Source organism: Pseudomonas bananamidigenes (genome assembly GCF_001679645.1).
GTDB classification, from domain to species: domain Bacteria; phylum Pseudomonadota; class Gammaproteobacteria; order Pseudomonadales; family Pseudomonadaceae; genus Aquipseudomonas; species Aquipseudomonas bananamidigenes.
The window spans coordinates 1-24,912 of record NZ_LRUN01000048.1 but is presented as its reverse complement, the minus strand read 5'-3'; the positions used below and the strand labels follow the sequence as shown (position 1 = coordinate 24,912).

The window sequence follows — 24,912 nt, the reverse complement described above, 5'->3', positions numbered from 1 at the left end:
TAAGTGACGGCGATCCTTGTGCAATTGCAGTGAAGACAGCGGCCGGTTTGAAGTCAAGGCAGGCCCTTAGAACTGTATGAAATCTGATCAATTGCCATTTGGACTATAGCTGGCGGGGCTTGCAGAGATTGGCAAACAAGTTATCCACACAGGCACCCACAGCAAATGGGGACAACTGTGGATGACACGGAAAAATAACGGGGCTTTTGTGAAGAAAAACCGTGACTTATCCAGAAGCAGGGTTTCCGGTGGCGATTGTCTGTTTTTTGATCAACATCCTGAAAAGCACGTAATACATGGCCTGCAGAGGATGGCAAACACCTTATCCACAGAAGCGCCAACAGAGTTCGGGGGTAACTTGGCGGTTGCTGTGGAAAAGCGTTGGGGGCTTTGATAAATCGGGGCTTGTGTAGGGATTGGTGGGTTAAACGGCTGAATTGAACGTTTTTTGACCAACCCTGCGCAAACCACGGTTTATAGGGTTCTCAGCGGAAAGCAAACATCTTATCCACAGAAGGGCCAACAGAGATTGGGGGCAACTTGAGAAGTTATCTTTGGGAAAAAGCCCGAAAAAACCGCAAGTTAGGCTGATCGTTTTTTGACCTTAGGGCTGGAAGGCTTGATTGGCGTGGGGTTCAGGGAGGGGCGAACACGTTATCCACAGATCCGCCAACAGGGATTGTGGGTAAACAGCCCTCCCTCACCCCAGCCCTCCCGAAACGTCGGACCGCCCGGAGGGAGAGGGAGCCTACGGTGGTGATCTCGCGAAATACATCGACCTGAGTGTTTATCGCGATCTCAGGTTTTCTCAAATCAAGGCAAGAGAGTGATCGATGCTTGGCGAACCAAAGTCACCGCTGAAGTCGCAGGTCGATGTAGATAGCCAGTTCAACTCGGTCAGTTCCCTCTCCCCTTGGGAGAGGGCTAGGGTGAGGGGCCTTTGCTCTTCAGCGGACAACACCTTCTTCGATCAGCAGCTTGAGAATGGCTTCAGCACCAGCCTGTGCCGTCACGCCCTTGAGCACCTGCCCTCCCCCCCCACTGGCCTTGGCCGTGGCCGCCTTCATCCGGTCCGCCCCGCTCTTGGCCTTGATCACCTTCAAGCGTTTCGGCCGGGGTCTGGCCGGTTGCAGGGTCGCGAGCGCAAGCAGTTCGTCATCCACCACTTCCACGTCTTTTGCCTGGAGAACGCCGCGCCGCGCCGGGCCGTAAGCACTCTGCCGAGGCTTGGGCGCGGCATTATCCACAGTCGCCAGAAACGGCAGGCGCACCTTCAGCCGGCGCCGTTGCCCTCGCGGCAAAGCCTGCAGCACCAGCGCCGAGCCGTCGTTGATCGATTCGACCTGCGCCAATCCCACCACCAGCGGCCAGCCCAGCCCTTCGGCCAGCAGGAACGGCAGCATGCCCGAACCTTCACCGGTTTCCGCCTGACTGCCGGTCAATACGACCTGAGCGCCGGCATCCCGCAAATAGTCGGTCAACGCCGGTAACGCATCCGCACCGGCCGGTTGTTCCAGCACATGCATCTGTTCCAGGCCCATGCCCAGATAAGCACGCAGTGCAGGCTCCTCAACGTCGCCGGCATGCAGCACTTGCAGGCTGTCCCCCGCCAGTTGCAGGCCCAGCTCCACCGCGCGGGCGTCCTGCTCGGCACGTCGTGGGCGACCGGAAGTCGGGTGGGCGCCGATTGAAACCAGACTGATGATCTTTGTGCTCATAACCGTTCCTTAAGCCGCATCGCGCTTGGCTTCGTTGCGGTAAGCCTCTACCGCCGCGATCAAGGCCTGAAGAATTTCCGCGCTTTCGCCGATCACCGACAGGTCGGCACGCTTGATCATGTCGCAGCCCGGATCGAGGTTGATCGCCACCACCTTGTCGCAGGCACCGATGCCCTGCAGGTGCTGGATCGCCCCGGAAATCCCCACCGCCACGTAAACCCGTGCGGTGACCCAGGTGCCGGACGCGCCGACCTGACGGTCGCGGGTCATGAAGCCGTCATCCACGGCCACCCGCGAGGCGCCTTCGGTGGCGCCCAGTGCAGCAGCGGTCCTGTGGAAAAGCTCCCAGTCCTTGACCCCGTTGCCGCCGGAGAAAATGAACTCGGCTTCGGCCATCGGAATCGCTGCCGGGTCTACCGCCACGGCACCCAGATCCTCGATTCGCGACAGGCTGCGCGCAACAGGTGTGGATAACTCCACCGGCAGCGCTTCGTGACGGGTTTCGCTGACCGGCTCGGCGCATTCGGCGGACGCCAGAATCAGCCGCGCAATCGGACGGGCAAGATCCTGCAAGCCCGCACCGGCGCGGCCAATGCACGCCTGGTCCTTGACCTGCCACACCCGTGTGGCCGGGCGTTCGCCCAGCGCGGCGGCAAAGCGCCGACCGAGTTCGCCACCACCACTGCGGCTGTCCGGCAACAGCCAGTGACGCGGGTTGAACTGGTTATCCACAGCCCGCAGGCCCTGGATCCGCTGCTCCGGTGCATAACCGTTGAATTGCTCACCCTCCAGCACCAGCAAGCGATCAACACCGGCGGTGGCAAACGCATTTTCCTTGTGCTCGCCGAACACCACCGCCAGCACGGCGCCGTCGCTGCCCGCCAGCTGATGAGCGAGGCCGAGCAGGTCGCGGTCGTGGCTGCTCAAGCGTCCGCCGACCATGTCCGGCACCACGCTGATGTAGAACGCCGGGGACGGTACCTGGTGCAGCGGCAATTGCACTTCCACCGCTGCCGAGCGTTTGACCGCCCCGCCCTGCTGGGCGCCGCTGCGGTCGATGCGCTTGATGCCGTTCGGCCCGATGAAGCCGACACCGTGCAGGTTCTTGCGGATGATCCCGTTGGGACCCATCCAGCTGTGTTGCGCCGGCTGCATGGCCGCGTGCAGCGGGTGCAGGCGGTTGCGTGCGATCCATTCGGCGCGGGGATCGCGGCGGATAATGTCGCTCATCAGTGGGCCTCCGCAGGTTCACGTCTGGCCGGGGTGGCCGACTTGTTCGGCGCGGCGTCTTCGAGCAGCGCGTCGGCCACCAGTTCGGCAATGTCCTTGATCAGCGGACGCGGTTCGACCACGCCTTCGAGCATCGCCGTGCACTGTGGACAACCCACGGCCACCAGTTCGGCGCCGGTTTCGCGGATGTCTTCCATGCGCATGTCGGGGATCCGCTGCTTACCCGGAATGTCGGTGATCGGCGCCCCGCCACCGCCGCCGCAGCAGCGCGAACGGAAGCCGGAACGTTGCATCTCTTTCACTTCGATACCGAGGGCGCGCAGCACTTCCCGGGGGGCCTCGTATTCGCCGTTGTAGCGGCCGAGGTAGCACGGATCGTGATAGGTCACGCTGTTGCCCTTGTGCTGACCGAGGTTCAACGCACCGGCCTGAATGATTTCCGCCATGTAGGTGCTGTGGTGCTGCACCAGGTAGTTGCCGTCGAAGGCACCGTACTCGTTTTTCAACACATGGAAGCTGTGCGGGTCGCAGGTGACGATACGGTTGAAGCGGTATTTGGCCAGGGTCTGGATGTTGCGCCTGGCGAGCAACTGGAACGTTGCTTCGTCGCCCAGACGGCGAGCCACGTCGCCGCTGTCACGCTCTTCCAGGCCGAGCACCGCGAAATCGACCCTGGCCGCTTTCAGCACTTTGACGAAAGCGCGCAAGGTGCGCTGATTGCGCATGTCGAAGGCGCCGTCGCCGACCCAGAACAGCACGTCGGTGGACTTCTTTTCGCTGAGCAGGTCGAGGTTCAGGTCCGCCGCCCAGTTCATCCGCCCGCCCGGGGCGAAGCCGCCAGGGTTGTCGGTGGCGATCAGGTTTTCCAGGACTTCGGCGCCCTTGTTCGGGGTCGCGCCTTTTTCCAGGGTCAGGTGACGGCGCATGTCGACGATGGCATCGACGTGCTCGATCATCATCGGGCATTCCTCGACGCAGGCACGGCAGGTGGTGCACGACCAAAGGGTTTCGGCGTCCACCAGACCGTTGACGATCGGCTGATGCGGATTACCGCTGTGTTCGCCCACCGGCTTGCCCGGATAAGGGCTGCCGGCGAATTGGGCATCGGTGCCGCCGGCGAGGCCGACGACCATGTCCTGAATCAGTTTTTTCGGGTTCAGCGGCTGGCCGGCGGCGAACGCCGGGCACGCCGCTTCGCACTTGCCGCACTGCACGCAGGCGTCGAAACCGAGCAACTGGTTCCAGGTGAAATCCTTGGGTTTTTCCACACCCAGCGGCGCGGTTGGATCATTCAGATCCAGCGGTTTCAAACCGGTGGAACGACCGCCGCCAAAACGCTCGGCGCGACGGTGCCAGGCCAGGTGCAAGGCACCGGCGAAGGCGTGCTTCATCGGGCCGCCCCAGGTCATGCCGAAAAACAGTTCCGACACGCCCCACAACACACCAAGTCCGAGGATCGCTGCCAGCAGCCAGCCGCCGAAGTTTTCCGGCAGGATCCCGGCCACCGGCAAGGTCACCAGGAAGAACGAGGCCGAGAATGCCAGCAAGCTTTTCGGCAGGCGCATCCATGGGCCTTTCGACAGCCGCGACGGCGGGTTGAGCCGACGCCGATAAACGAAGATCGCCCCGACGAACATCACCGCCGTCATCAGCAGCAACGCATAGCCGAGGATGCGGTTATGCAGGCCGAAACCGTGCACCAGAATCGCCAGCACGATCGACGCCACCGCACCACCCGCCGTGGCGACGTGGGTGTTGGCGATGTATTTGTCCCGCGCCACCACGTGGTGCAGATCGACCATGTAACGCTTGGGCATGGCGAACAGGCCGCCGATCAGATCGACCTTCGAGGCCCGGCCCCGACGCCACATGGCCACCCGCCGCAACGCACCGAGGACCCCAAGGCCCAGGGCAGCGAACAACAGGATTGGAAGAAGGATGTTCAACATGGTGAAGCTCCCACCAGTACAGCCTGGAGAAACACGTTCGGCGTGTTCCTGTGGGAGCGAGCTTGCTCGCGAAAGCGCCGGGTCAGTCGATGCAGCAGTGACTGACAGAATGCATTCGCGGGCAAGCCCGCTCCCACAGGGTCATGTGCAAACCTTTAGAAGTCTTTGCACAACCGCAGGGCGTCATAGATCGCGGCGTGGGTATTACGCTGCGCCACGCAGTCACCGATGCGGAACAGCAGGTAACCGTCGCCATTGCTGCTCAACGAAGGTTGCGGCTGGATCGCGAACAGCGCCTCGACATCGATCTGGCCCTTGTTGCGCGAGCCATCCTTGAGGGCGTAGTAGATGGCTTCATCCGGGCGCACGCCATTTTCGACGACCACCTGATCCACCACCCGCTCCTCTTTGGCGCCGGTGTATTCGTTCTCCAGCACGGCGACGAGTTTGTCGCCTTCGCGGTAGACCTTCTCCAGCATCATGTCACCGGTCATGATCACTTCTTTCGGGTACATGCTGCGGTAGTAGGTCGGGAACGACGTACCGCCGATGGCCACGCCCGGTTTGATATCGTCGGTGACGATCTCGACCTGGCTGCCCTTGTCGGCGAGGAAGTCGGCAACCGACATCCCGGTGAACTCGCAGATGGTGTCGTAGACCAGTACGTTCTTGCCCGGCGCGACCTTGCCGTCGAGCACGTCCCAACTGCTGACCACCAGCCCTTCGGCCGCTCCCCAGTGTTCATTCTGTTCCAGATATGGATGCCCGCCGACGGCCAGCACCACGATGTCCGGACGCAGGTCCAGGATGGTGTCGGCATCCGCCGCCGTGCCCAGGCGCAGGTCGACTTTCAGCCGCGCCAGCTCCAGCTGGAACCAGCGAGTGATGCCGGCGATCTGGTCACGCTGCGGCGCCTTGGCTGCCGTGGTGATCTGGCCGCCAATGAATTCTTTCTTCTCGAACAGCGTCACGTCGTGACCACGTTCGGCTGCCACCCGGGCCGCCTCCATCCCTGCCGGGCCGGCACCGACGATCACCACCTTGCGTTTCGGCCCGGTGGATTTCTCGATGATGTGCGGTACGCCCATGTATTCACGGGAGGTCGCGGCGTTCTGGATGCACAATACGTCCAGACCCTGATACTGACGGTCGATGCAGTAGTTGGCGCCGACGCATTGTTTGATCTGGTCGACCTGGCCCATCTTGATCTTGGCGATCAAGTGCGGGTCGGCAATGTGGGCGCGGGTCATGCCGACCATGTCGACGTAACCGCCCTCCAGTATCCGCGTGGCCTGGTTCGGGTCCTTGATGTTCTGCGCATGCAGCACCGGAACCTTGACCACTTCCTTGATCCCGGCCGCCAGGTGCAGGAACGGCTCCGGCGGATAACTCATGTTCGGAATCACGTTGGCCAGGGTGTTGTGGGTATCGCAACCCGAGCCGACGACGCCGATGAAATCGAGCATGCCGGTGTCGTCGTAATACTTGGCGATCTGCTTCATGTCTTCGTGAGACAGACCGTCCGGGTGGAACTCGTCACCGCAGATGCGCATGCCGACGCAGAAATCGTCACCGACTTCGGCACGTACCGCTTTCAACACTTCCAGACCGAACTTCATCCGGCCTTCGAAGGTGCCGCCCCATTCGTCGGTACGCTTGTTGACCCGCGGGCTCCAGAACTGGTCGATCATGTGCTGGTGCACCGCCGACAGTTCGACGCCGTCCAGGCCACCGGCCTTGGCGCGGCGCGCCGCTTGCGCGTAGTTGCCGATCACTCGCCAGATCTCTTCCGGCTCGATGGTCTTGCAGGTGGCGCGGTGCACCGGTTCGCGGATGCCCGACGGCGACATCAGGGTCGGCCAGTTGTAGCCGTCCCAACGGGAGCGACGGCCCATGTGCGTAATCTGGATCATGATCTTGGCGCCGTGCTTGTGCATGGCGTCAGCGAGATTCTGGAAGTGCGGAATGATCCGGTCGGTGGACAGGTTCACCGAACTCCACCATTGCTGCGGGCTGTCGATCGCCACCACGGACGAACCGCCACAGATCGCCAGGCCGATGCCGCCCTTGGCTTTCTCTTCGTAATATTTGACGTACCGTTCGGTGGTCATGCCGCCGTCGGTCGCGTAGACCTCGGCGTGCGCGGTGCTGAGCACGCGGTTGCGGATGGTCAGTTTGCCAATTTGAATTGGCTGGAACATAGCTTCGAAAGCCATGGCGGTCTCCTCAAATCGTTAAAAAACTACTGCGCTCGACCATGCTGCGTTGAAGTCAGACTCGAAATGCTCATTGACTAAAGTCAACTCCGCTTTCTCGCCTGACTTCGCCTTGCCTGGCCTTCGCTCGCTACGTTTTTTCAACGATTTGCTTATTGTTTAGGTTTGACGGTGAACAGGCCGTCGTCGTGGCCTTCTTCGGAGCCACCGTAGACCTGCTCGGCCACGGTGCGGATCTTGCTGCCGCGTGCGGCGAGGATCTGATCCATGGCACCGGCAAACCAGCCGGTGAACATGTAGTCGACCTTGCGCCCGACCTTGCCGTAGACGTAGACGAACGCCGAGTGTTCGAGCTTGACGCTGGCGGTGCCTTTGTCGAGGTCGATGTCCTGGATCTTGAACAGGCCCCAGCCGCGCTGCGACAGGCGCTTCATGTAGTGCTCGAACACCGCGACACCTTCCAGGCCGTGGCACTCGGCTTCTTTTTCACACCAGTGCCAGGCGGATTTGTAGCCGGCCTTGTAGAGGATTTCGGCATAGGCTTCGGCGCCCAGCACTTCCTCGATGCCCATGTGGTTGTTGACGAAGAAATGCCGCGGCACGTACAGCATCGGCAGGGCGTCGGAGGTCCAGACACCGGTCTCGCTGTCGACTTCGATTGGCAATTGCGGGGCGATCTTGGCCATGGAAACTTAACTCCAGAAAAATTTTGGTGTTGCCCCCGGCGCGAACGGCCGGGGGAAAGTATTCGGGAAGCGGCGGCTTATTCGCCCCAGACGTCCTTCAGGACGTTCACCCAGTTCTCGCCCATGATCTTGCGCACCACTCGCTCGGAGTGGCCGCGCTTGAGCAGGGTTTCGGTCAGGTTCGGGAACTCGCCGACGGTGCGGATGCCCAGCGGGTTGATGATCTTGCCGAAATTGGTCAGACGGCGGGCGTAGCCCTTGTCGTGGGTCAGGTATTCGAAGAAGTCCTGACCGTGACCCTGGGTGAAGTCGGTGCCGATGCCGATGGCGTCTTCGCCGACGATGTTCATGGTGTATTCGATGGCTTCGGCGTAGTCGTCGATGGTCGAATCGATACCCTTGGCGAGGAACGGCGCGAACATGGTCACGCCGACGAAACCGCCGTGGTCGGCAATGAACTTCAGTTCCTCATCGGACTTGTTGCGCGGGTGCTCTTTCAACCCCGACGGCAGGCAGTGGGAATAGCAGACCGGTTTTTTCGATTCGAGGATGACTTCTTCGGAAGTCTTGGAGCCGACGTGGGACAGGTCGCACATCACGCCGACACGGTTCATCTCGGCGACGATCTCGCGACCGAAGCCCGACAGGCCGCCGTCGCGTTCGTAGCAACCGGTGCCCACCAGGTTCTGGGTGTTGTAGCACATCTGCACGATGCCGACGCCGAGCTGCTTGAACACTTCGACGTAGCCGATCTGATCTTCGAACGCGTGGGCATTCTGGAAGCCGAAGAGGATGCCGGTCTTGCCCAGCTCCTTGGCCTTGCGGATGTCGGTGGTGGTGCGAACCGGCATCACCAGGTCGCTGTTTTCGCGAATCAGTTTCTGGCTGGCAGCGATGTTGTTGACCGTGGCCTGAAAGCCTTCCCACACCGACACGGTGCAGTTGGCCGCCGTCAGACCGCCCTTGCGCATGTCTTCGAACAGCTCGCGGTTCCATTTGGCAATGATCAGACCGTCGATAACGATGCTGTCGGCGTGTAATTCGGCTGGGCTCATCAGGCGTCCCCTTATTGGCGATTCATGCGCCGAATCGTCTGCCGGCGCTTTGGGGCCAGCATATGCCTCGGTGCGCGACCAGCCGGGTGCAAAAACGACAGGGGAATTGCCGAAAGCGTCAATCCGCGACAAAGCGTCGCCAGGCGGTCCGACCAGCCACCTGTTCAAGCCTGCGAGCTTGAGCCAGAATCTGCCGCATCCCGGAAACACCACTGGATTAGAGCGGCGACATCAATGAAATCGATCTTCCTGGCCTTGGCCCTGATTGCGACCGGCGTACACGCCGCCGAAGAGTCCGACAACAACCCGTGCGACGCGGTGGAAAACGACGTCCAGACCCTGGAATGCTCGACCTACAGCCGCACCACCGCCGAAGACCTGCTCAAGGACAACTACAAAAGCCTGAACGAGCGCATGCAGGCGACCTACGGCAAGAACCCGGCGCAGCTGGCCGACATCAGCGCAAAACTCAAGAACGCCCAGCAACAATGGCTGAAAACCCGCGACGCCGACTGCGCCGTCGAAGCCTTCCCGGCGACGGACGGCAGCAAGGCGTTCAAGATTGCGCAGAATGACTGCGTGGCGCGGATGAGTGACGAGCGGTCGGAGTTTCTGGAGTCGATCGGGCAGGAGTAATCGCTTATTCACCGGAGAAAGCTGGAAGTATTTTCAGCTTTCTGATGCAAAAGAACCTTTTCCCACAAAGCGTTCAGATCTGCCCCACAAATCCTGTCTGAAGCCCTATTCTCGGGGCTTTTCATGAAACATAGCGTCAGGTTTTGTTTATTGGCCACCTAAAAAATATAAGCAAAGATTCGCAAATCGACTGGGACGGCGCGATCAAAGTGGTCAGTATTCAAGAGGTAAAAAAACGCGATGAACGCACTTACTGACATCCAAATCATCAATGACTCCGAGGGCAAGCCCGCTTTCGTGGTCATTCCCTACGCACAGTATGTCGCGCAGAAAATGGAGCCTGACCTGATCCCCCACGAGGTGGTCAGTCGCATTGTCGACGGGGCAACTCCGATCAGGGCCTGGCGCGAACATCTCAACCTGACTCAGGAAGAAGTGGCGAAACGCATGGGCATTTCGCAACCGGCCTTCGCCCAGCAGGAAACCGTTGCAAATCCGCGCAAGGCCACTCGCGAGAAGATTGCAGCGGCGTTTGGTATCACTGCCAACCAGCTTGAGCTGTAAGCTGCACCTCTTCAGCCAATCAAGGGATTCACATGAATATCTGCGGTATCGAAATCAAAGGCAGTGAAGCGATCATCGCCGTGGCGTCCCTCGACGGCTCGGTATTGAGCCATGTCGCTCTGAGCACGAAAAAAATCGCCCTGGACGATGACGACGAAGCGGCGAACGTGAAGCTGTTCGCCGCGCAAGTGGCATCGTTCGTTCGCGAGAATTCGATTGATCGCATCGCAATCAAGAAGCGCAGCAAGAAAGGCGAGTTTGCCGGCGGGCCGACCACGTTCAAGATCGAGGGCGTATTTCAGTTGCTGGACGGTTGCGAGGTGACGCTGCTGTCGCCGCAGACGATCAACGCACAGGCCAAGAAGCACAATTTCCAGCTGCCGGGCACGCTGAACAAGTATCAGCATGAAGCCTACAAGGCAGCGTGCTCGGCATTGCTGAAAAAGTGATTAGCCCGCTTTGCGCGCAGTAAGCCAGTCGCCAAAGGACTTGTCCTCCAGCGCATAGCCTCCACGGCTCGACTTCCACACCAGCTCCTTGTCGCGCAGGGCATCGATGCAGGCCTGAATGGTCTGGGTGCCCGGCACCACGTCGCTGCCCATGTTTTCCAGTGCCTTGCTGACGGCCATGAGCGTGCTGTCGGTGAACGGCGCAAAAGGCTCGTTGTTTCGCGAGCGCTCAACCATCACCTCCAGCACGGCGCGCTGAGGGATTGTCAGAGCGTTCCAGGCGCTTTCGAACTCGGTCCAGACACCGGCGCGCAACAATTCGGCCCGGCTTTGCAGCAGCCGCCCCAGATTGCTGGCTTCGCCCAGTTCCAGCGCAACCTCGCCAATGATGGTGCGCAACATTTCCGGGCGCCGCCCCACCAACTCAAAGGCGTCGTCGATATCGGCCGCATTGAACTGGTTGGTCTCGGCCAGATGGGCATTGAGGTGCAAGGTGTACGCCTGGGTGAACTCTTTCCCCAACAATGGAAAGGGCGTAATGCTCGAGCCGAAGAACGGTTGGCTTTTGCCCAGCACCAGATGGGCGAGCTTGTCGCGATTGGAACCGGTGAATACCAGATGCAACCCGCTGCCCTCGCCTTCACGTCCCTGGTTGAGCTGATCCCGTGCGGCCTTCAGGGCAAACATCGCGTTGATGCCAGCAGCGGTGGTGAGCGCATGCTGGGCTTCATCGATCACCAGCACGATGGATTTTTCGGCGACGTTGTGCAGCAGTTCCAGCGCTTGAGTCAGAGTCGCACCGACCGGCAGTTGCGGCTTGGTGAAATCCCAGGACAAGGTGCGCAGAAAGCTGAGTTTTTCGATGCCGATACTCTTCGCCAGTTTGCGAATGCCCTTTTCAAAGGGTACCAACGCACCTGCAATCGCACTGGCGATGAGGTCGGCAGGGTCTTTCTCCTTGTCGGCCCACAGGTCGACGTAAACCGTCAGCCAGCCACGCGCCTGGCATTCCGGGATCAGATCCTCCCGCAGGAAGGTACTTTTGCCTGTGCGACGGGGCGCGGCCAGAAAAAGGCCGGAGGAGAAATCCTGCAGGCCCGCACCCACAAGGCCATCGGCAACGCTGCGTGCCAGAGCGGGGCGGCGAAAGACGAAGCCGTTGTTGCTGGACATGACTTTATACTCAATTATTGCGACAGCTATAATTTATACCAAAAACCATAATTTACTGTAATTGTCCGTCAAACGGTCTCCCGCCGGCGATCCTCACGCGGACACCGGGCAAACTTCGCCCGGTAGCTGCGGGTGAAATACGACGGTGATTCAAACCCGCAGGCGATGCTGACTTCCAGCACGCTCATGTCGGTCTGGCGCAACAGTTGCCGGGCTTTCTCAAGGCGCAGGCGCAGATAGAAATTGCTCGGCGTGTCGTTCAGGTGCAATCGGAACAGGCGCTCCAGTTGCCGCCGCGTCACCTTGATCGATTCCGCCAGCTCCAGGGTAGTCAGCGGCGGTTCGCTGTGCTGCTCCATTTCGCCGATCACATGCACCAGTTTCTTGTTGCTGATGCCGTAGCGCGTGGCGACTTCCATGCGTTGGTGGTCCTTGCGCGGACGAATCCGCCCCAATACGAATTGCTCGCTGACCTGGATTGCCAGTTGCGGGCCGTGGGCCTGGGCGATCAGGTCGAGCATCAGGTCGATGGACGCGGTACCGCCGGCGGACGTGATGCGCCGGCGATCGATCTCGAACAGTTCCTGCGTGACGCTCAGCTGTGGATAAGATTCCTTGAAGGCATCGATGGCTTCCCAGTGCAGGGTCAGGCGATGACCGTCGAGCAGGCCGGCCTCGGCGAGGACGAAACTGCCGGTGTCGATGGCGCCGAGGGTCACACCTTCGTTGTCCAGCCGTCGCAGCCAGTGCTCCAGCGCGGGAGTGGCAAACTTCAGCGGTTCAAAACCGGCAACCACCAGCAACGTCGCCCCTTTTTTCAGTGGCTCCAGCGCCGCATCGGCGTTGACCGACATACCGTTGCTCGCCAGCACCGCCCCGCCATCGGCACTCAGCACATGCCAGCGATAGAGCTCGCCGCGAAAGCGGTTGGCCACCCGCAGCGGTTCGATCGCGGAGATGAAACCGATGGCGGAAAAACCCGGCATCAACAGAAAGTAGAAATCCTGGGACATGGCGCGCACTCGGTCAGCGGGTAGCGTGCAACGTTGATACGCCAGTTGTCGGCGGCATTCAAGAGGACAGGTCGCTGCAGTGCAAGAGCTGGTCGCCGCAGTGCGTTTTTACGGGGGCATTGCTGCGTAATTTGAGCATCACCGGCGCATCAGACGCCGGAACCCACAATAACGACCTGCCGAGGAACCCGACATGAAACGACTGATCAGCAGCTGTGTTCTCGCACTCAGCGGTACCGCGTTTTTAAGCGCCAGCGCCATGGCGGCCGATTCCGCATCCTGTCAGAACGTGCGCATGGGCGTGGTGAACTGGACCGACGTGATCGCCACCAGTGCCATGGCCCAGGTCCTGCTCGACGGCCTCGGCTACAGCACCAAACAGACCAGCGCGTCCCAACAGATCGTTTTCGCCGGGATCCGTGATCAGCGTCTGGATCTGTTCCTCGGCTACTGGAACCCGCTGATGACCCAGACCATCACCCCGTTTGTCGATGCCAACCAGGTCAAGGTACTTGAAGCACCGAGCCTCAAGGACGCCCGCGCCACCCTCGCCGTGCCGACCTATCTGGCGGACAAGGGCCTGAAAACCTTCGCCGACATCGCCAAGTTCGAGAAAGAACTGGGCGGCAAGATCTACGGCATCGAGCCAGGCTCGGGCGCCAACACCCAGATCAAGGCGATGATCGCCAAGAACCAGTTCGGCCTCGGCAAGTTCCAGCTCGTGGAGTCCAGCGAAGCAGGCATGCTCGCCGCCGTCGACCGCGCCGTGCGCCGCAAGGAAGCCGTGGTGTTCTTCGGCTGGGCGCCGCATCCGATGAACGTCAACGTGCAGATGACTTACCTGACCGGCAGCGACGACGCCCTCGGCCCGAACGAGGGCATGGCCACCGTGTGGACCGTCACCGCACCGAAATACGCCGAACAATGCCCGAACGTCAGCCGCCTGCTGAGCAACCTGACGTTCACCGCCGAAGACGAGAGCCGGATGATGCAGCCGCTGCTCGATCACAAGGACGCCTTCGAATCCGCCAAACAGTGGCTCAAGGATCACCCGCAGGACAAACAGCGCTGGCTCGAAGGCGTCACCACCTTCGATGGCAAGCCGGCAGCGGAAAACCTCCAGCTCACCAGCAAATAAACCCCGATTGAAAAGCCCCTCTCCCCGAAGGGAGAGGGAACCGACCGACGTTTCGCAACCCGCCACGGGCTGCGGACAGCCCCATCACGCCTGAAGGAAAACGCACCATGAACCACGACGTCATCATCACCTGCGCACTCACCGGTGCTGGCGACACGACCGCCAAGAGCCCTCACGTGCCGGTCACCCCCAAGCAGATCGCCGCAGCCGCCGTCGAAGCGGCCAAGGCCGGCGCCACGGTCGTGCACTGCCACGTCCGCGACCCGCAGACCGGCAAGTTCAGCCGCGACGTTGCGCTGTACCGCGAAGTCATGGAGCGCATCCGCGAAGCCGACGTCGACATCATCGTCAACCTCACCGCCGGCATGGGTGGCGACCTGGAGATCGGCCCGGGCGAGAGCCCGATGGAGTTCGGCCCGAACACCGACCTGGTCGGCCCGCTGACCCGGCTGGCTCACGTCGAAGAACTGTTGCCGGAAATCTGCACCCTGGATTGCGGCACCCTGAATTTCGGCGACGGCGACACCATTTATGTCTCCACCCCTGCGCAACTGCGTGCCGGTGCCAAACGCATCACCGAGCTGGGCGTGAAGGCGGAACTGGAGATTTTCGACACCGGCCACCTGTGGTTCGCCAAGCAGATGATCAAGGAAGGCCTGCTCGACAACCCGCTGTTCCAGCTGTGCCTGGGCATCCCGTGGGGCGCACCGGCCGACACCACCACCATGAAAGCCATGGTTGACAACCTGCCGGCCGACGCCGTGTGGGCCGGCTTCGGCATCGGCCGGATGCAAATGCCGATGGCCGCGCAAGCGGTGCTGCTCGGCGGCAACGTGCGGGTCGGTCTTGAGGACAACCTGTGGCTGGACAAGGGCGTACTGGCGACCAACGGCCAACTGGTCGAACGCGCCACCGAGATCCTCAGCCGCCTCGGCGCCCGGGTACTGACCCCGTCGGAAGGTCGCAAGAAGATGGGCCTGACCCAGCGCGGCTAAACAAACACCTATTTACCCCTGTGGGAGCGAGCCTGCTCGCGATTGCGGTATAGCGGACGGAAGACTTCTTTCGGATGTACTGGCCTCTTCGCGAGCAAGCTCGCTCCCACAGGGAATCACCGAATTTTCCTAGGAAATCACCATGAGCTTTATCACCGAAATCAAAACCTTCGCAGCACTGGGCAGCGGCGTCATCGGCAGCGGCTGGGTCGCCCGCGCCCTTGCCCATGGCCTCGACGTGGTGGCCTGGGACCCGGCGCCGGGCGCCGAAGCGGCGCTGCGCAAACGCGTGGCCAATGCCTGGGGCGCGCTGGAGAAAAACGGACTGGCGCCGGGTGCTTCACAGGATCGTCTGCGCTTTGTGGCGACCATCGAAGAGTGTGTCCGCGATGCGGATTTCATCCAGGAAAGTGCCCCGGAACGCCTCGAACTGAAACTGGAGTTGCACAGCAAGATCAGCGCAGCGGCCAAGCCGAATGCGCTGATCGGTTCCAGCACCTCGGGCCTGTTGCCCAGCGAGTTCTACGAGAGTTCGACCCACCCGGAACGCTGCGTGGTCGGCCACCCGTTCAACCCGGTTTACCTGCTGCCGCTGGTGGAAGTGGTCGGTGGCAAGAACACCGCGCCGCAAGCGGTTCAAGCGGCTATCAAAGTCTACGAATCCCTCGGCATGCGCCCGCTGCATGTGCGCAAGGAGGTGCCGGGCTTCATCGCCGACCGCCTGCTCGAAGCGCTGTGGCGCGAGGCGCTGCACCTGGTCAACGACGGTGTGGCGACCACCGGTGAAATCGATGATGCGATCCGCTTTGGCGCCGGGCTGCGCTGGTCGTTCATGGGCACGTTTTTGACTTATACCCTGGCCGGTGGCGATGCCGGCATGCGCCACTTCATGTCGCAGTTCGGCCCGGCATTGCAGTTGCCATGGACGTACTTGCCGGCACCGGAACTGACCGACAAGTTGATCGACGATGTGGTGGAGGGCACCAGCGATCAACTCGGCCGGCACAGTATCTCGGCGCTGGAACGCTATCGTGATGATTGTCTGCTGGCAGTGCTTGAGGCGGTGAAGACCACCAAAGAGAAACACGGGATGAGCTTCAGCGAATAATCCTTGCGCCAGCAATACCGGCCTCTTCGCGAGCAGGCTCGCTCCCACAGTTGAAACGCAATCCCCTGTGAGAGCGAGCCTGCTCACGAAGACTGCAGCCCAGACACTCTCAATGGCGGAACAGAGACCATGCCCACCCTCACCACCTACCAAACCAGAATCATCCCCGACTGGGTCGACTACAACGGCCACCTGCGCGACGCCTTCTACCTGCTGATCTTCAGCTACGCCACCGACGCCCTGATGGATCGCCTCGGCATGGACAGCAACAATCGCGAGGCCAGCGGCCACTCGCTGTTCACCCTCGAACTGCACCTCAACTATCTGCACGAAGTGAAGCTCGACGCCGAAGTCGAAGTGCGCACGCAGATCATCGGCCACGACCAGAAACGCCTGCACCTCTATCACAGCCTGCACCTGGCCGGCGGTGACAAGGAACTGGCCGGCAACGAACAGATGCTGCTGCACGTCGACCTTGCCGGGCCGCGTTCCGCACCCTTTACCCCGGACACCCTGAGCCGTCTGCAAGCCATTGTCGCCGAGCAGGCCGACCTGCCCGACCCGGCGTACATCGGCCGGGTCATTGCCCTGCCCCCGACCCGGTAAATCCATCCAACGCAAGGAGCCGTCATGCAAACCGCCGCCGCTGTTGCCGATTACCGTTCCTATCCGTTGATCAGCGCGCTGGACGGCGCGCAGAACCTGACGGATCGCGTCCTCATCGATTGGGCCGACGGGCGCACCAGCCCGTTCCACCATGTGTGGCTGCGGGACAACTGCCCGTGTCCGCAATGCGTCTACAGCGTGACCCGCGAGCAGGTGTTCGAGATTGTCGATGCGGCGCAAGACCTGTCGCCCTCCACCGTGCAGATCGACACCGACGGCTGCCTGCGCGTCGACTGGCAGGACGGCCACCTCAGCCGCTTCGATGCCGGCTGGCTGCGGGCCCATGCTTATGACGACGCGTCCCGCGCCGAACGCCTGGCCGCCAGGCCGAAAGCCTTTTTGTGGCACAGCGATTTACAGGTGCCGGTGTTCGACCACACGGCTCTGATGAACGACAACGCCGCGCTGTTGCAATGGTTGCTGGCGGTACGCGACATCGGCCTGACGCAGGTGCGCGGTGTGCCCACCGAGCCCGGCTCGCTGAAGCTGATCGCCCAGCGCATTTCATTCATCCGCGAGAGTAATTTTGGTGTGCTGTTCAACGTGCAATCCAGGGCCGATGCCGACAGCAATGCCTACACCGCTTTCAACCTGCCATTGCATACCGACCTGCCGACCCGCGAGCTGCAACCGGGGCTGCAATTTCTGCATTGTCTGGTAAATGACGCCGAGGGTGGCGAGAGCATTTTCGTCGATGGGTTTGCGATTGCCGAAGCGTTGCGTCAAGAAGATCCATCATCGTTTCAGGCGCTGTGCGAGATCCCGGTGGAGTTTCGCAACAAGGATCGCCACAGCGACTATCGCTGCCTGGCGCCGATCATCGCTCTGGATGCGTCGGGTCGGGTCGCGGAAATCCGCATGGCCAACTTCCTGCGCGGCGCGTTCGACACGTCCGTGGAGCAAATGCCGCTGCTGTACCGGGCTTACCGGCGCTTTATCGCCATGACCCGCGAGCCACGCTTCCGGGTGATGCAGCGGCTCAATCCGGGCGAACTGTGGTGCTTCGACAACCGCCGCACCTTGCATGCGCGCAATGCCTTCGACCCGTCCACCGGAGCCCGGCATTTTCAGGGCTGCTACATCGACCGGGACGAGTTGCTGTCGCGGATTCTGGTGTTGCAACGCTGAAGGCATCGACAAAAAAAGCCCCGATACAAGCCGTGACAGGATCGGGGCAAGGGTACTGTTGAGGAGCTGCCGCGGCGAGGGTGACCAAACCTTCGTGAAGCGAGCTGAGGCCAGTGTGCCCACTCCCCTGACCGGCAAGTTAGCCGAAAACGACATGCTCATAGCCAATGCGGCCACTGCGACAAATCGCCCTTGCCGTGCCTGTCCGGGCCTACCAGAATCGAGTCACGACCTCCGTTGCCGAAGAAGGATTCGCCTCATGATGTATGCCGATTTGATCGATCAGGAAGACCTGTTGGGCCAACTCAAGTCGTTGGGATTCGAAGTACCGTCCGGCTCGACGGCCCTGCAGGCCTGTGAGTGCGCGGTAAGGGGGCTGGACGATGTGCGGGCCAACACGCTGCGCACCATGGTCAAACAGATGTACACCAGCAGCGCAAGCATCCAGCCGATCGTGCGCGAAGCCATCGACAAGCAGTTGCTGCCGGCCCTGGCGCAGTATCAGCAGACCCGCGCCTGATAGCTGACCGAAGAAAAAGATCGCAGCCTGCGACAGTGCCTTTCCTGAGGGCGCTGTCGCAGGCTGCGATCTTTCGTTTTAGAGACGCACGCTGGCGAAGGTCGACTCGTTGCGCGCCTGGCTCAGCGCCGACATCGGCCCGGACAGCGGCGACATCACGATGGCCTGAGGCAGCGGCAGCATCGCCACCTGCTGGGTGGTGTTGGAACCGACCCGCTCGTCACGCGGCGGAATGCCGAAGTATTCGCGGTAGCACTTGGAGAAGTGCGGCGTCGACACGAAACCACACACCGACGCCACTTCGATGATCGACATCGGCGTCTGCTTGAGCAGTTGCCGGGCGCGGATCAGGCGCAGCTTGAGGTAGTAGCGCGACGGCGAGCAGTGCAGGTATTTCTGGAACAGGCGCTCGAGCTGGCGACGGGAGACGGCGACGTACACCGCCAGTTCGTCGAGGTCGATCGGCTCTTCCAGGTTGGCTTCCATCAGCGCAACGATTTCCTGCAGTTTCGGCTGATTGGTGCCGAGCATATGCTTGAGCGGCACGCGCTGGTGATCCTGCTCGTTGCGGATACGCTCGTAGACGAACATCTCGGAGATCGCGGCGGACAGTTCACGGCCGTGATCGCGGCTGATCAGGTGCAGCATCATGTCCAGCGGTGCGGTGCCGCCGGAGCTGGTGAAACGGTTACGGTCGAGCGTGAACAGACGGGTACTCATCGCCACGCGCGGAAAGGCTTCCTGCATCGCCGCCAGACATTCCCAGTGCACGCTGCAATCGAAGCCATCGAGCAGACCGGCGCAGGCCAGGGCCCAACTGCCGGTGCACACGGCGCCGAGGCGACGGGACTGGCGCGCCTGGCTTTGCAGCCACGAGACGTGTTCACGGGTAACGGTGCGTTGAATGCCGATCCCGCCGCACACGATGATGGTGTCGAGGGCCGGGGCTTTGTGCATGGAGGCGTCGGGTGTGATTTGCAGGCCGTCACTGGCCCAGACCTGGCCGCCATCGACGGTGAGGGTGGTCCAGCGATACAGCTCGCGACCGGACAACTGGTTGGCCATGCGCAGCGGTTCGACTGCGGAAGCCAGGGAAATCAGCGTGAAATTGTCCAGCAGCAGAAAGCCGATGGATTGAGGCGCACGGTTCTGGGGTTGAGCCCCGGAGTTGAACGACGTCATCGCGGTATCTCCTCACACAAAGCGGGTGATGGCCTCAGGCGGAGGCTCTTGTTATTGCCATCGTTCTCTTGCGTGAGACGGGGCTTTGTTATGACAGAGCAATTGCCATGCCTGAAATTGAATGGCTGTTCAATAACTCCTGAAAACGACGTCGCGACGCGTCTATACAAGCGGTCCGACGAGAGGTCATTCGAAGTGCCGTCAGTGATGGAGAGTGCCCTGCCCCGGCGTGCGTGAGCAGATCGGTAGCACTTGTGGGAACAGGGCTGCGGGGGATTGTCCTGCAGTGTCACCGATGGCACGGATGACGAACGGCAGGCTGAGCGGAGCCCGCCATGGAAGTGGGAAACGCTCTTATCTGATTGCGACGCGCCAAAAGGTGGCGCGTTTTATTGCCGATGCTCACTTGGTGCGCAGTTTTGACTGGTCTGGCGCTGTCGGCGTATCAGCACTCGACCGCACTGACCGCCAACCCGCCCCGCGAAGTTTCTTTGTATTTGTCATGCATGTCGGCGCCGGTATCGCGCATGGTGCGAATCACCCGGTCCAGCGATATGAAGTGCTGACCATCACCACGCAAGGCCATCTGCGCCGCGTTGATCGCCTTCACCGCCGCAATCGCGTTGCGCTCGATACACGGCACCTGCACCAGGCCGCCCACCGGATCGCAAGTCAGGCCGAGGTTATGTTCCAGGCCGATTTCCGCCGCGTTGCACAATTGCTCCGGCGTGGCACCAAGCACTTCCGCCAGCCCCGCCGCCGCCATGGCGCAGGCCGAGCCGACTTCGCCCTGGCAACCGACCTCGGCCCCGGAGATCGAAGCGTTTTTCTTGCACAGGATGCCCACCGCCGCCGCGCCAAGGAAAAAGTCGACCACGTTGGCGTCGGTCACCGCTTCGCTGAACCTCATGAAGTAGTGCAATACCGCCGGAATGATCCCCGCCGCACCGTTGGTCGGGGCCGTCACCATGCGCCCGCCGGCCGCGTTCTCTTCATTGACCGCCAGGGCGAACAGGTTGACCCACTCCATGGCGCTGAGGGTCGAGCCGATCACATTGGGCTTGTTCAACTCCTGAAGACTGCGGTGCAGTTTTGCCGCCCGCCGACGCACGTTAAGGCCGCCGGGCAGGATCCCTTCGTGCTTGAGGCCCTGCTCGACGCAATCCTGCATCGCCTGCCAGAGCTTCATGAGCCCGGCGCGGATTTCCTCTTCGCTGCGCCAGACCTTCTCGTTGGCCATCATCAGTTCGGCCACGCGCAGGTTGTTCTTCTTGCACAGGTCCAGCAATTCGACGGCGCTGGAAAAGTCATACGGCAATTCGGTGCGATCCAGATCCACTACACCGCTGGACGCCTGCGCCTCATCGACGACAAAACCGCCGCCGACCGAATAGTAGGTATCGCGATGAATCTCGCCGTGATCGCCTTCGGCAACCAGGGTCATGGCGTTGGGGTGAAAGGGCAGGTTTTCGTCGATCAGACGCATGTCCCGGGCCCATATGAAAGGCACCGACAAACGACCGTCCAGCAAAAGGGTGTGGGTTTCACGCAGAGCCTGGATGCGCGGGCCGATCTGCGACGGATCGATTGCGTCCGGCCACTCGCCCATCAGGCCCATGATCACCGCATTGTCGCTGCCGTGACCGACGCCGGTGGCCGACAGCGAACCGTACAACTGCACTTCGATCCGCCGCACCAGCTCCAGCAGGTGCTTGTCGCGCAATGACTCGACGAACAGCGCCGCGGCGCGCATCGGCCCGACGGTGTGAGAACTGGAGGGACCAATGCCGATTTTGAACAGGTCGAAAACGCTGATAGCCATTGATGCAGAGCTCCTGAGAGTGCCGGTCCGGGGCGTGAAGCGCCCGCTGGCGGAGCTGCTACGCTCAAGCTGCGATCCGCCGGAATGCCCGCATCATCGGACTTTTCCCGGGTCGTGCGGCGTCTGACACCGACGCACTCATGCCCACGAACGCCGTGCCGGTTTCGCCCCGTGTTTTCGCCGTTTTTATGCGGTTCAGATGGCCAAAAAGGGCTGAAAAAAGCTGTAAGCGACGTCACCGACACTGGATGCGACCATCCCTGTACTGGATACGACGCACCCTGTAGGCGTCAGTTTTTCACTGGTACATGATCGTATCGACTCGATTGCAAGGCGCCGTGACAGAGCTGTCTCCAGAACGCCACCCAACCGCAACCTATAAGTGCGGTGGTCCAGTCGGAACACTGCCAAAAAAAACACCAAGGAGTCCATCCATGAAAGGTTCCCCGTCGTTGTTGTTGGCCGCCATGCTGAGTCTGCCGTTGCTGGCTCAAGCCGCAGAACCGGCGCAGTGCAGTACCGTTAACTTCTCCGATGTCGGCTGGACCGACATCACCGCAACAACCGCCACCACCAGCGTGGTGCTCGAAGCCCTCGGCTACAAGACCAAGACCACCATGATCTCCGTGCCCGTGACCTACAAGTCGCTGGCCGACGGCAAGAACATGGACGTGTTCCTCGGCAACTGGATGCCGACCATGGAAAACGACATCAAGGCCTATCGTGATGCCGGCACCGTGGAAGTGGTGCGCACCAACCTCAAGGGCGCCAAATACACCCTGGCCGTTCCGCAGGCGCTGTACGACAAGGGCCTGCATGACTTCGCCGACATCGCCAAGTTCAAGAAGGAACTCGACGGCAAGATCTACGGCATCGAGCCTGGCAACGACGGCAACCGCCTGATCCAGAGCATGATCGACAAGAATGCCTTCGGCCTGAAGGACGCCGGCTTCAAGGTCGTCGAGTCGTCCGAAGCCGGCATGCTTTCGCAGGTCGATCGCGCGCAGAAACGCGACACCGCCGTGGTGTTCCTCGGCTGGGCGCCGCACCCGATGAACAAGCGCTTCAAGATTCAATACCTGACCGGCGGCGATGAGTTCTTCGGCCCGGACTTCGGCGCGGCAACCGTCGCGACCAACACCCGCAAGGGCTACGTCGAGGAATGCAGCAACGTCGGTCAGTTGCTGAAGAATCTGGAGTTCACCGTCGACATGGAAAGCACCCTGATGGGCAACATCCTCGACGACAAGATGAAGCCTGAAGCGGCCGCCAAGGCCTGGCTGCAAAAGAATCCACAGGTGCTCGATACCTGGCTCGCTGGCGTGACCACCATTGACGGTAAACCTGGCCTGGAGGCCGTGAAAGCCAAACTGCAGTAATCGTTTATGCCGGACGGCTCCGGCCGTCCGGGCTGTTTATTTCCTTGCATGCGGACGTTCACTACCATGCTGATTGATCAGAAAATCCCTTTAGGCCAGTACATCGCGGGCTTCGTCGAATGGTTGACGCAACACGGCGCCAGCACCTTCGACGCAATCGCCGTGACCCTGGAAACGATGATCCACGGCGTGACGTTTGCGCTGACCTGGTTCAACCCGCTGGTGTTGATCGGTCTCATCGCCCTGCTCGCGCACTTCATTCAACGCAAATGGGGCCTGACCGCGTTCGTGGTCGCCTCCTTTCTGCTGATCCTCAATCTGGGGTACTGGCAGGAAACCATGGAAACCCTCGCCCAGGTCATGTTCGCGACCCTGGTCTGCGTGGTCATCGGCGTGCCGCTGGGCATCGTCGCCGCGCACAAACCGATGTTCTACACGCTGATGAGGCCGGTGCTCGATCTGATGCAGACCGTACCGACCTTCGTTTACCTCATTCCTACCCTGACCCTCTTCGGGCTGGGCGTGGTCCCGGGCCTGATCTCCACGGTGGTGTTCGCCATCGCCGCGCCGATCCGCCTGACCTACCTGGGCATCCGCGATGTCCCGGAAGAACTGATGGACGCCGGCAAGGCCTTCGGCTGCTCGCGTCGTCAACTGCTTTCACGGATCGAACTGCCTCACGCCATGCCGAGCATCGCGGCCGGCATCACCCAGTGCATCATGCTGTCGCTGTCGATGGTGGTGATCGCGGCACTGGTGGGCGCCGACGGACTCGGCAAACCGGTGGTCAACGCACTGAACACTGCTGATATCGCCCTGGGCTTCGAAGCAGGCCTGGCGATCGTACTGCTGGCGATCATGCTCGACCGTATCTGCAAACAACCCGATGCCAAAGCAGGGGGTGACGCATGAGCATTATTCGCTTCGATAACGTCGACGTTATCTTCGCCAAGGATCCACGTGAAGCGCTCAAGCTGCTGGATCAAGGCATGACCCGCAATGAAATCCTGAAAAAGACCGGACAGATCGTCGGTGTCGAAAAGGCCAGCCTGGATATCAAGAAAGGCGAAATCTGCGTACTGATGGGGCTGTCCGGTTCGGGTAAATCCAGCCTGTTGCGCTGCATCAACGGCCTCAACACCGTGAGTCGCGGCAAGCTGTTCGTCGAGCACGAAGGCAAGCAGATCGACATCGCCTCCTGCAGCCCTGCCGAATTGAAAATGATGCGCACCAAGCGCATTGCCATGGTGTTCCAGAAGTTCGCCCTGATGCCCTGGCTGACCGTGCGCGAGAACATCAGCTTCGGTCTGGAAATGCAGGGCCGTCCCGAAAAGGAACGGCGCAAACTGGTGGACGACAAGCTGGAGCTGGTGGGCCTGACCCAGTGGCGCAACAAGAAGCCCAACGAGCTGTCCGGCGGCATGCAGCAGCGTGTGGGCCTGGCCCGCGCACTGGCGATGGACGCCGACATTCTGCTGATGGACGAACCGTTCTCGGCGCTCGACCCGCTGATCCGTCAGGGCCTGCAGGATGAACTGCTGGAACTGCAACGCAAGCTGAGCAAGACCATCGTATTCGTCAGCCACGACCTCGACGAGGCGCTGAAACTCGGCAGCCGCATCGCGATCATGAAAGACGGCCGGATCATCCAGTACAGCAAGCCTGAAGAAATCGTGCTTAACCCTGCGGACGATTACGTGCGGACCTTCGTCGCCCACACCAATCCGCTGAACGTGCTGTGCGGTCGCAGCCTGATGCGCACCCTGGACAACTGCAAACGCATCAATGGTTCGGTGTGCCTGGATCCGGGCGCCGACTCCTGGCTGGATCTGGCCGAAGGCAACACCATCAAGGGCGCCCGCAAGAACGGCTCGGTACTCGACCTGCAGAATTGGGTGCCGGGGCAAGCGGTGGAAGGCCTCGATCGTCGTCCGACGCTGGTGGACTCGAACATCGGCATGCGTGACGCGTTGCAGATCCGTTATCAGACCGGCAACAAGCTGGTGCTGCACGACAACAACCATGTGGTGGGGATTCTCGGCGACAGCGAGCTGTATCACGCGCTGCTCGGCAAGAACCTGGGGTAAAGAGAGCAGACACAAAAACGCGCGAGAGGATCGCGGCGTTTTTGTTTGCGTGATGATCGTTCCCACGCTCTGCGTGGGAATGCCTCAAGGGACGCTCCGCGTTCCAGCCGCGCTGCCGGTTTCAAGCTTGGCATCGATAGGACGCAAAGCGTCCTGGGCTGCATTCCCACGCGGAGCGTGGGAACGATTCTGGATCAC

Annotated in this window: 22 protein-coding genes and 1 pseudogene; 13 read left to right on the top strand and 10 right to left on the bottom strand. The window is 61.2% G+C overall.

Translation table 11 applies throughout. The annotated features are described in order from the left end of the window. Positions 1–947: 947 nt before the first annotated feature. The 6 genes from etfB to BBF94_RS17295 form a co-directional block, all read right to left on the bottom strand. Positions 948–1,718 carry an electron transfer flavoprotein subunit beta gene (gene etfB, locus BBF94_RS17320; RefSeq protein ID WP_065260207.1) on the bottom strand — a complete coding sequence of 257 codons (771 nt, stop codon included), beginning with the start codon at positions 1,716–1,718 and terminating at the stop codon, positions 948–950. Positions 1,719–1,727: 9 nt separating this feature from the next. After that, positions 1,728–2,948 carry an electron transfer flavoprotein subunit alpha gene (gene etfA, locus BBF94_RS17315; protein WP_065260206.1) on the bottom strand — a complete coding sequence of 407 codons (1,221 nt, stop codon included), beginning with the start codon at positions 2,946–2,948 and terminating at the stop codon, positions 1,728–1,730. Continuing rightward, positions 2,948–4,897: a dimethylglycine demethylation protein DgcB gene (gene dgcB, locus BBF94_RS17310; protein ID WP_065260205.1), complete on the bottom strand. Its 1,950-nt coding sequence runs from the start codon at positions 4,895–4,897 to the stop codon at positions 2,948–2,950. The genes etfA and dgcB overlap by 1 nt, the downstream gene beginning before the upstream one ends. A 155-nt stretch (positions 4,898–5,052) precedes the next feature. After that, entirely contained in the window at positions 5,053–7,113 is a 2,061-nt protein-coding gene (gene dgcA, locus BBF94_RS17305) for a dimethylglycine demethylation protein DgcA (protein ID WP_065260204.1), read from the bottom strand. A gap of 152 nt (positions 7,114–7,265) precedes the next feature. Then, positions 7,266–7,799 (bottom strand): DUF5943 domain-containing protein, encoded by a 534-nt coding sequence (locus BBF94_RS17300; protein WP_065260203.1) that lies wholly within the window; start codon positions 7,797–7,799, stop codon positions 7,266–7,268. Between the two features lie 77 nt (positions 7,800–7,876). Continuing rightward, positions 7,877–8,854: a dipeptidase gene (locus BBF94_RS17295; protein WP_065260202.1), complete on the bottom strand. Its 978-nt coding sequence runs from the start codon at positions 8,852–8,854 to the stop codon at positions 7,877–7,879. A gap of 234 nt (positions 8,855–9,088) precedes the next feature. Between BBF94_RS17295 and BBF94_RS17290 the strand changes: the two genes are divergently transcribed. The 4 genes and pseudogenes from BBF94_RS17290 to BBF94_RS17280 all read left to right on the top strand — a co-directional run bounded on the left by BBF94_RS17290 (position 9,089) and on the right by BBF94_RS17280 (position 10,503). Further along, positions 9,089–9,490 carry a lysozyme inhibitor LprI family protein gene (locus tag BBF94_RS17290; protein WP_065260201.1) on the top strand — a complete coding sequence of 134 codons (402 nt, stop codon included), beginning with the start codon at positions 9,089–9,091 and terminating at the stop codon, positions 9,488–9,490. A gap of 188 nt (positions 9,491–9,678) precedes the next feature. After that, a pseudogene (locus BBF94_RS27675) lies at positions 9,679–9,747 on the top strand (type II toxin-antitoxin system RelE/ParE family toxin); the annotation flags it as partial. Continuing rightward, positions 9,731–10,054 carry a helix-turn-helix domain-containing protein gene (locus tag BBF94_RS17285; protein ID WP_065260200.1) on the top strand — a complete coding sequence of 108 codons (324 nt, stop codon included), beginning with the start codon at positions 9,731–9,733 and terminating at the stop codon, positions 10,052–10,054. The pseudogene BBF94_RS27675 and the gene BBF94_RS17285, both read left to right, overlap by 17 nt. 32 nt (positions 10,055–10,086) lie before the next feature. Then, positions 10,087–10,503, top strand: coding sequence for a DUF3010 family protein (locus tag BBF94_RS17280; RefSeq protein ID WP_065260199.1), 417 nt, complete (start codon positions 10,087–10,089; stop codon positions 10,501–10,503). Here BBF94_RS17280 and BBF94_RS17275 read toward each other — a convergent pair whose 3' ends face one another. Together BBF94_RS17275 and BBF94_RS17270 are read right to left on the bottom strand one after the other, a co-directional pair. Continuing rightward, the gene (locus BBF94_RS17275; protein WP_065260198.1) at positions 10,504–11,676 is read right to left on the bottom strand and encodes an ATP-binding protein; all 1,173 of its coding nucleotides are present in this window, start codon (positions 11,674–11,676) and stop codon (positions 10,504–10,506) included. 68 nt (positions 11,677–11,744) lie between these two features. After that, positions 11,745–12,689, bottom strand: coding sequence for a GlxA family transcriptional regulator (locus BBF94_RS17270; protein ID WP_065260197.1), 945 nt, complete (start codon positions 12,687–12,689; stop codon positions 11,745–11,747). A 193-nt stretch (positions 12,690–12,882) separates the two neighbouring features. Between BBF94_RS17270 and choX the strand changes: the two genes are divergently transcribed. From choX to BBF94_RS17240, 6 genes are all read left to right on the top strand, one after another. After that, on the top strand, positions 12,883–13,827 hold the full coding sequence (gene choX, locus BBF94_RS17265) for a choline ABC transporter substrate-binding protein (protein WP_065260196.1): 945 nt from the start codon (positions 12,883–12,885) through the stop codon (positions 13,825–13,827). Positions 13,828–13,934: 107 nt separating this feature from the next. Further along, entirely contained in the window at positions 13,935–14,822 is an 888-nt protein-coding gene (locus BBF94_RS17260; RefSeq protein ID WP_065260195.1) for a BKACE family enzyme, read from the top strand. A gap of 142 nt (positions 14,823–14,964) precedes the next feature. Continuing rightward, positions 14,965–15,930 carry an L-carnitine dehydrogenase gene (locus BBF94_RS17255; RefSeq protein WP_065260194.1) on the top strand — a complete coding sequence of 322 codons (966 nt, stop codon included), beginning with the start codon at positions 14,965–14,967 and terminating at the stop codon, positions 15,928–15,930. Positions 15,931–16,059: 129 nt separating this feature from the next. After that, entirely contained in the window at positions 16,060–16,536 is a 477-nt protein-coding gene (locus BBF94_RS17250) for a thioesterase family protein (RefSeq protein ID WP_065260193.1), read from the top strand. A gap of 24 nt (positions 16,537–16,560) precedes the next feature. Next, complete coding sequence (locus BBF94_RS17245) at positions 16,561–17,724, top strand: gamma-butyrobetaine dioxygenase (protein ID WP_065260192.1); 1,164 nt, start codon at positions 16,561–16,563, stop codon at positions 17,722–17,724. Positions 17,725–17,983: 259 nt separating this feature from the next. Then, complete coding sequence (locus tag BBF94_RS17240) at positions 17,984–18,244, top strand: hypothetical protein (protein ID WP_065260191.1); 261 nt, start codon at positions 17,984–17,986, stop codon at positions 18,242–18,244. Between the two features lie 78 nt (positions 18,245–18,322). On the opposite strand, the gene gbdR is transcribed toward BBF94_RS17240, so the two are convergent. After that, entirely contained in the window at positions 18,323–19,426 is a 1,104-nt protein-coding gene (gene gbdR / locus BBF94_RS17235; protein ID WP_065260190.1) for a choline metabolism transcriptional regulator GbdR, read from the bottom strand. Positions 19,427–19,871: 445 nt separating this feature from the next. Beyond that, positions 19,872–21,248, bottom strand: coding sequence for an L-serine ammonia-lyase (locus BBF94_RS17230; RefSeq protein ID WP_065260189.1), 1,377 nt, complete (start codon positions 21,246–21,248; stop codon positions 19,872–19,874). A 434-nt stretch (positions 21,249–21,682) separates the two neighbouring features. Here BBF94_RS17230 and BBF94_RS17225 point away from each other — a divergent pair, with 434 nt between their 5' ends. The 3 genes from BBF94_RS17225 to choV all read left to right on the top strand — a co-directional run bounded on the left by BBF94_RS17225 (position 21,683) and on the right by choV (position 24,714). Continuing rightward, positions 21,683–22,627 carry a choline ABC transporter substrate-binding protein gene (locus tag BBF94_RS17225; RefSeq protein WP_065260188.1) on the top strand — a complete coding sequence of 315 codons (945 nt, stop codon included), beginning with the start codon at positions 21,683–21,685 and terminating at the stop codon, positions 22,625–22,627. A gap of 66 nt (positions 22,628–22,693) precedes the next feature. Then, the gene (choW, locus tag BBF94_RS17220; RefSeq protein ID WP_065260187.1) at positions 22,694–23,539 is read left to right on the top strand and encodes a choline ABC transporter permease subunit; all 846 of its coding nucleotides are present in this window, start codon (positions 22,694–22,696) and stop codon (positions 23,537–23,539) included. Then, positions 23,536–24,714 carry a choline ABC transporter ATP-binding protein gene (gene choV, locus BBF94_RS17215; RefSeq protein ID WP_065260186.1) on the top strand — a complete coding sequence of 393 codons (1,179 nt, stop codon included), beginning with the start codon at positions 23,536–23,538 and terminating at the stop codon, positions 24,712–24,714. Before choW ends, choV begins: the two co-directional genes overlap by 4 nt. Positions 24,715–24,912: the final 198 nt, after the last annotated feature.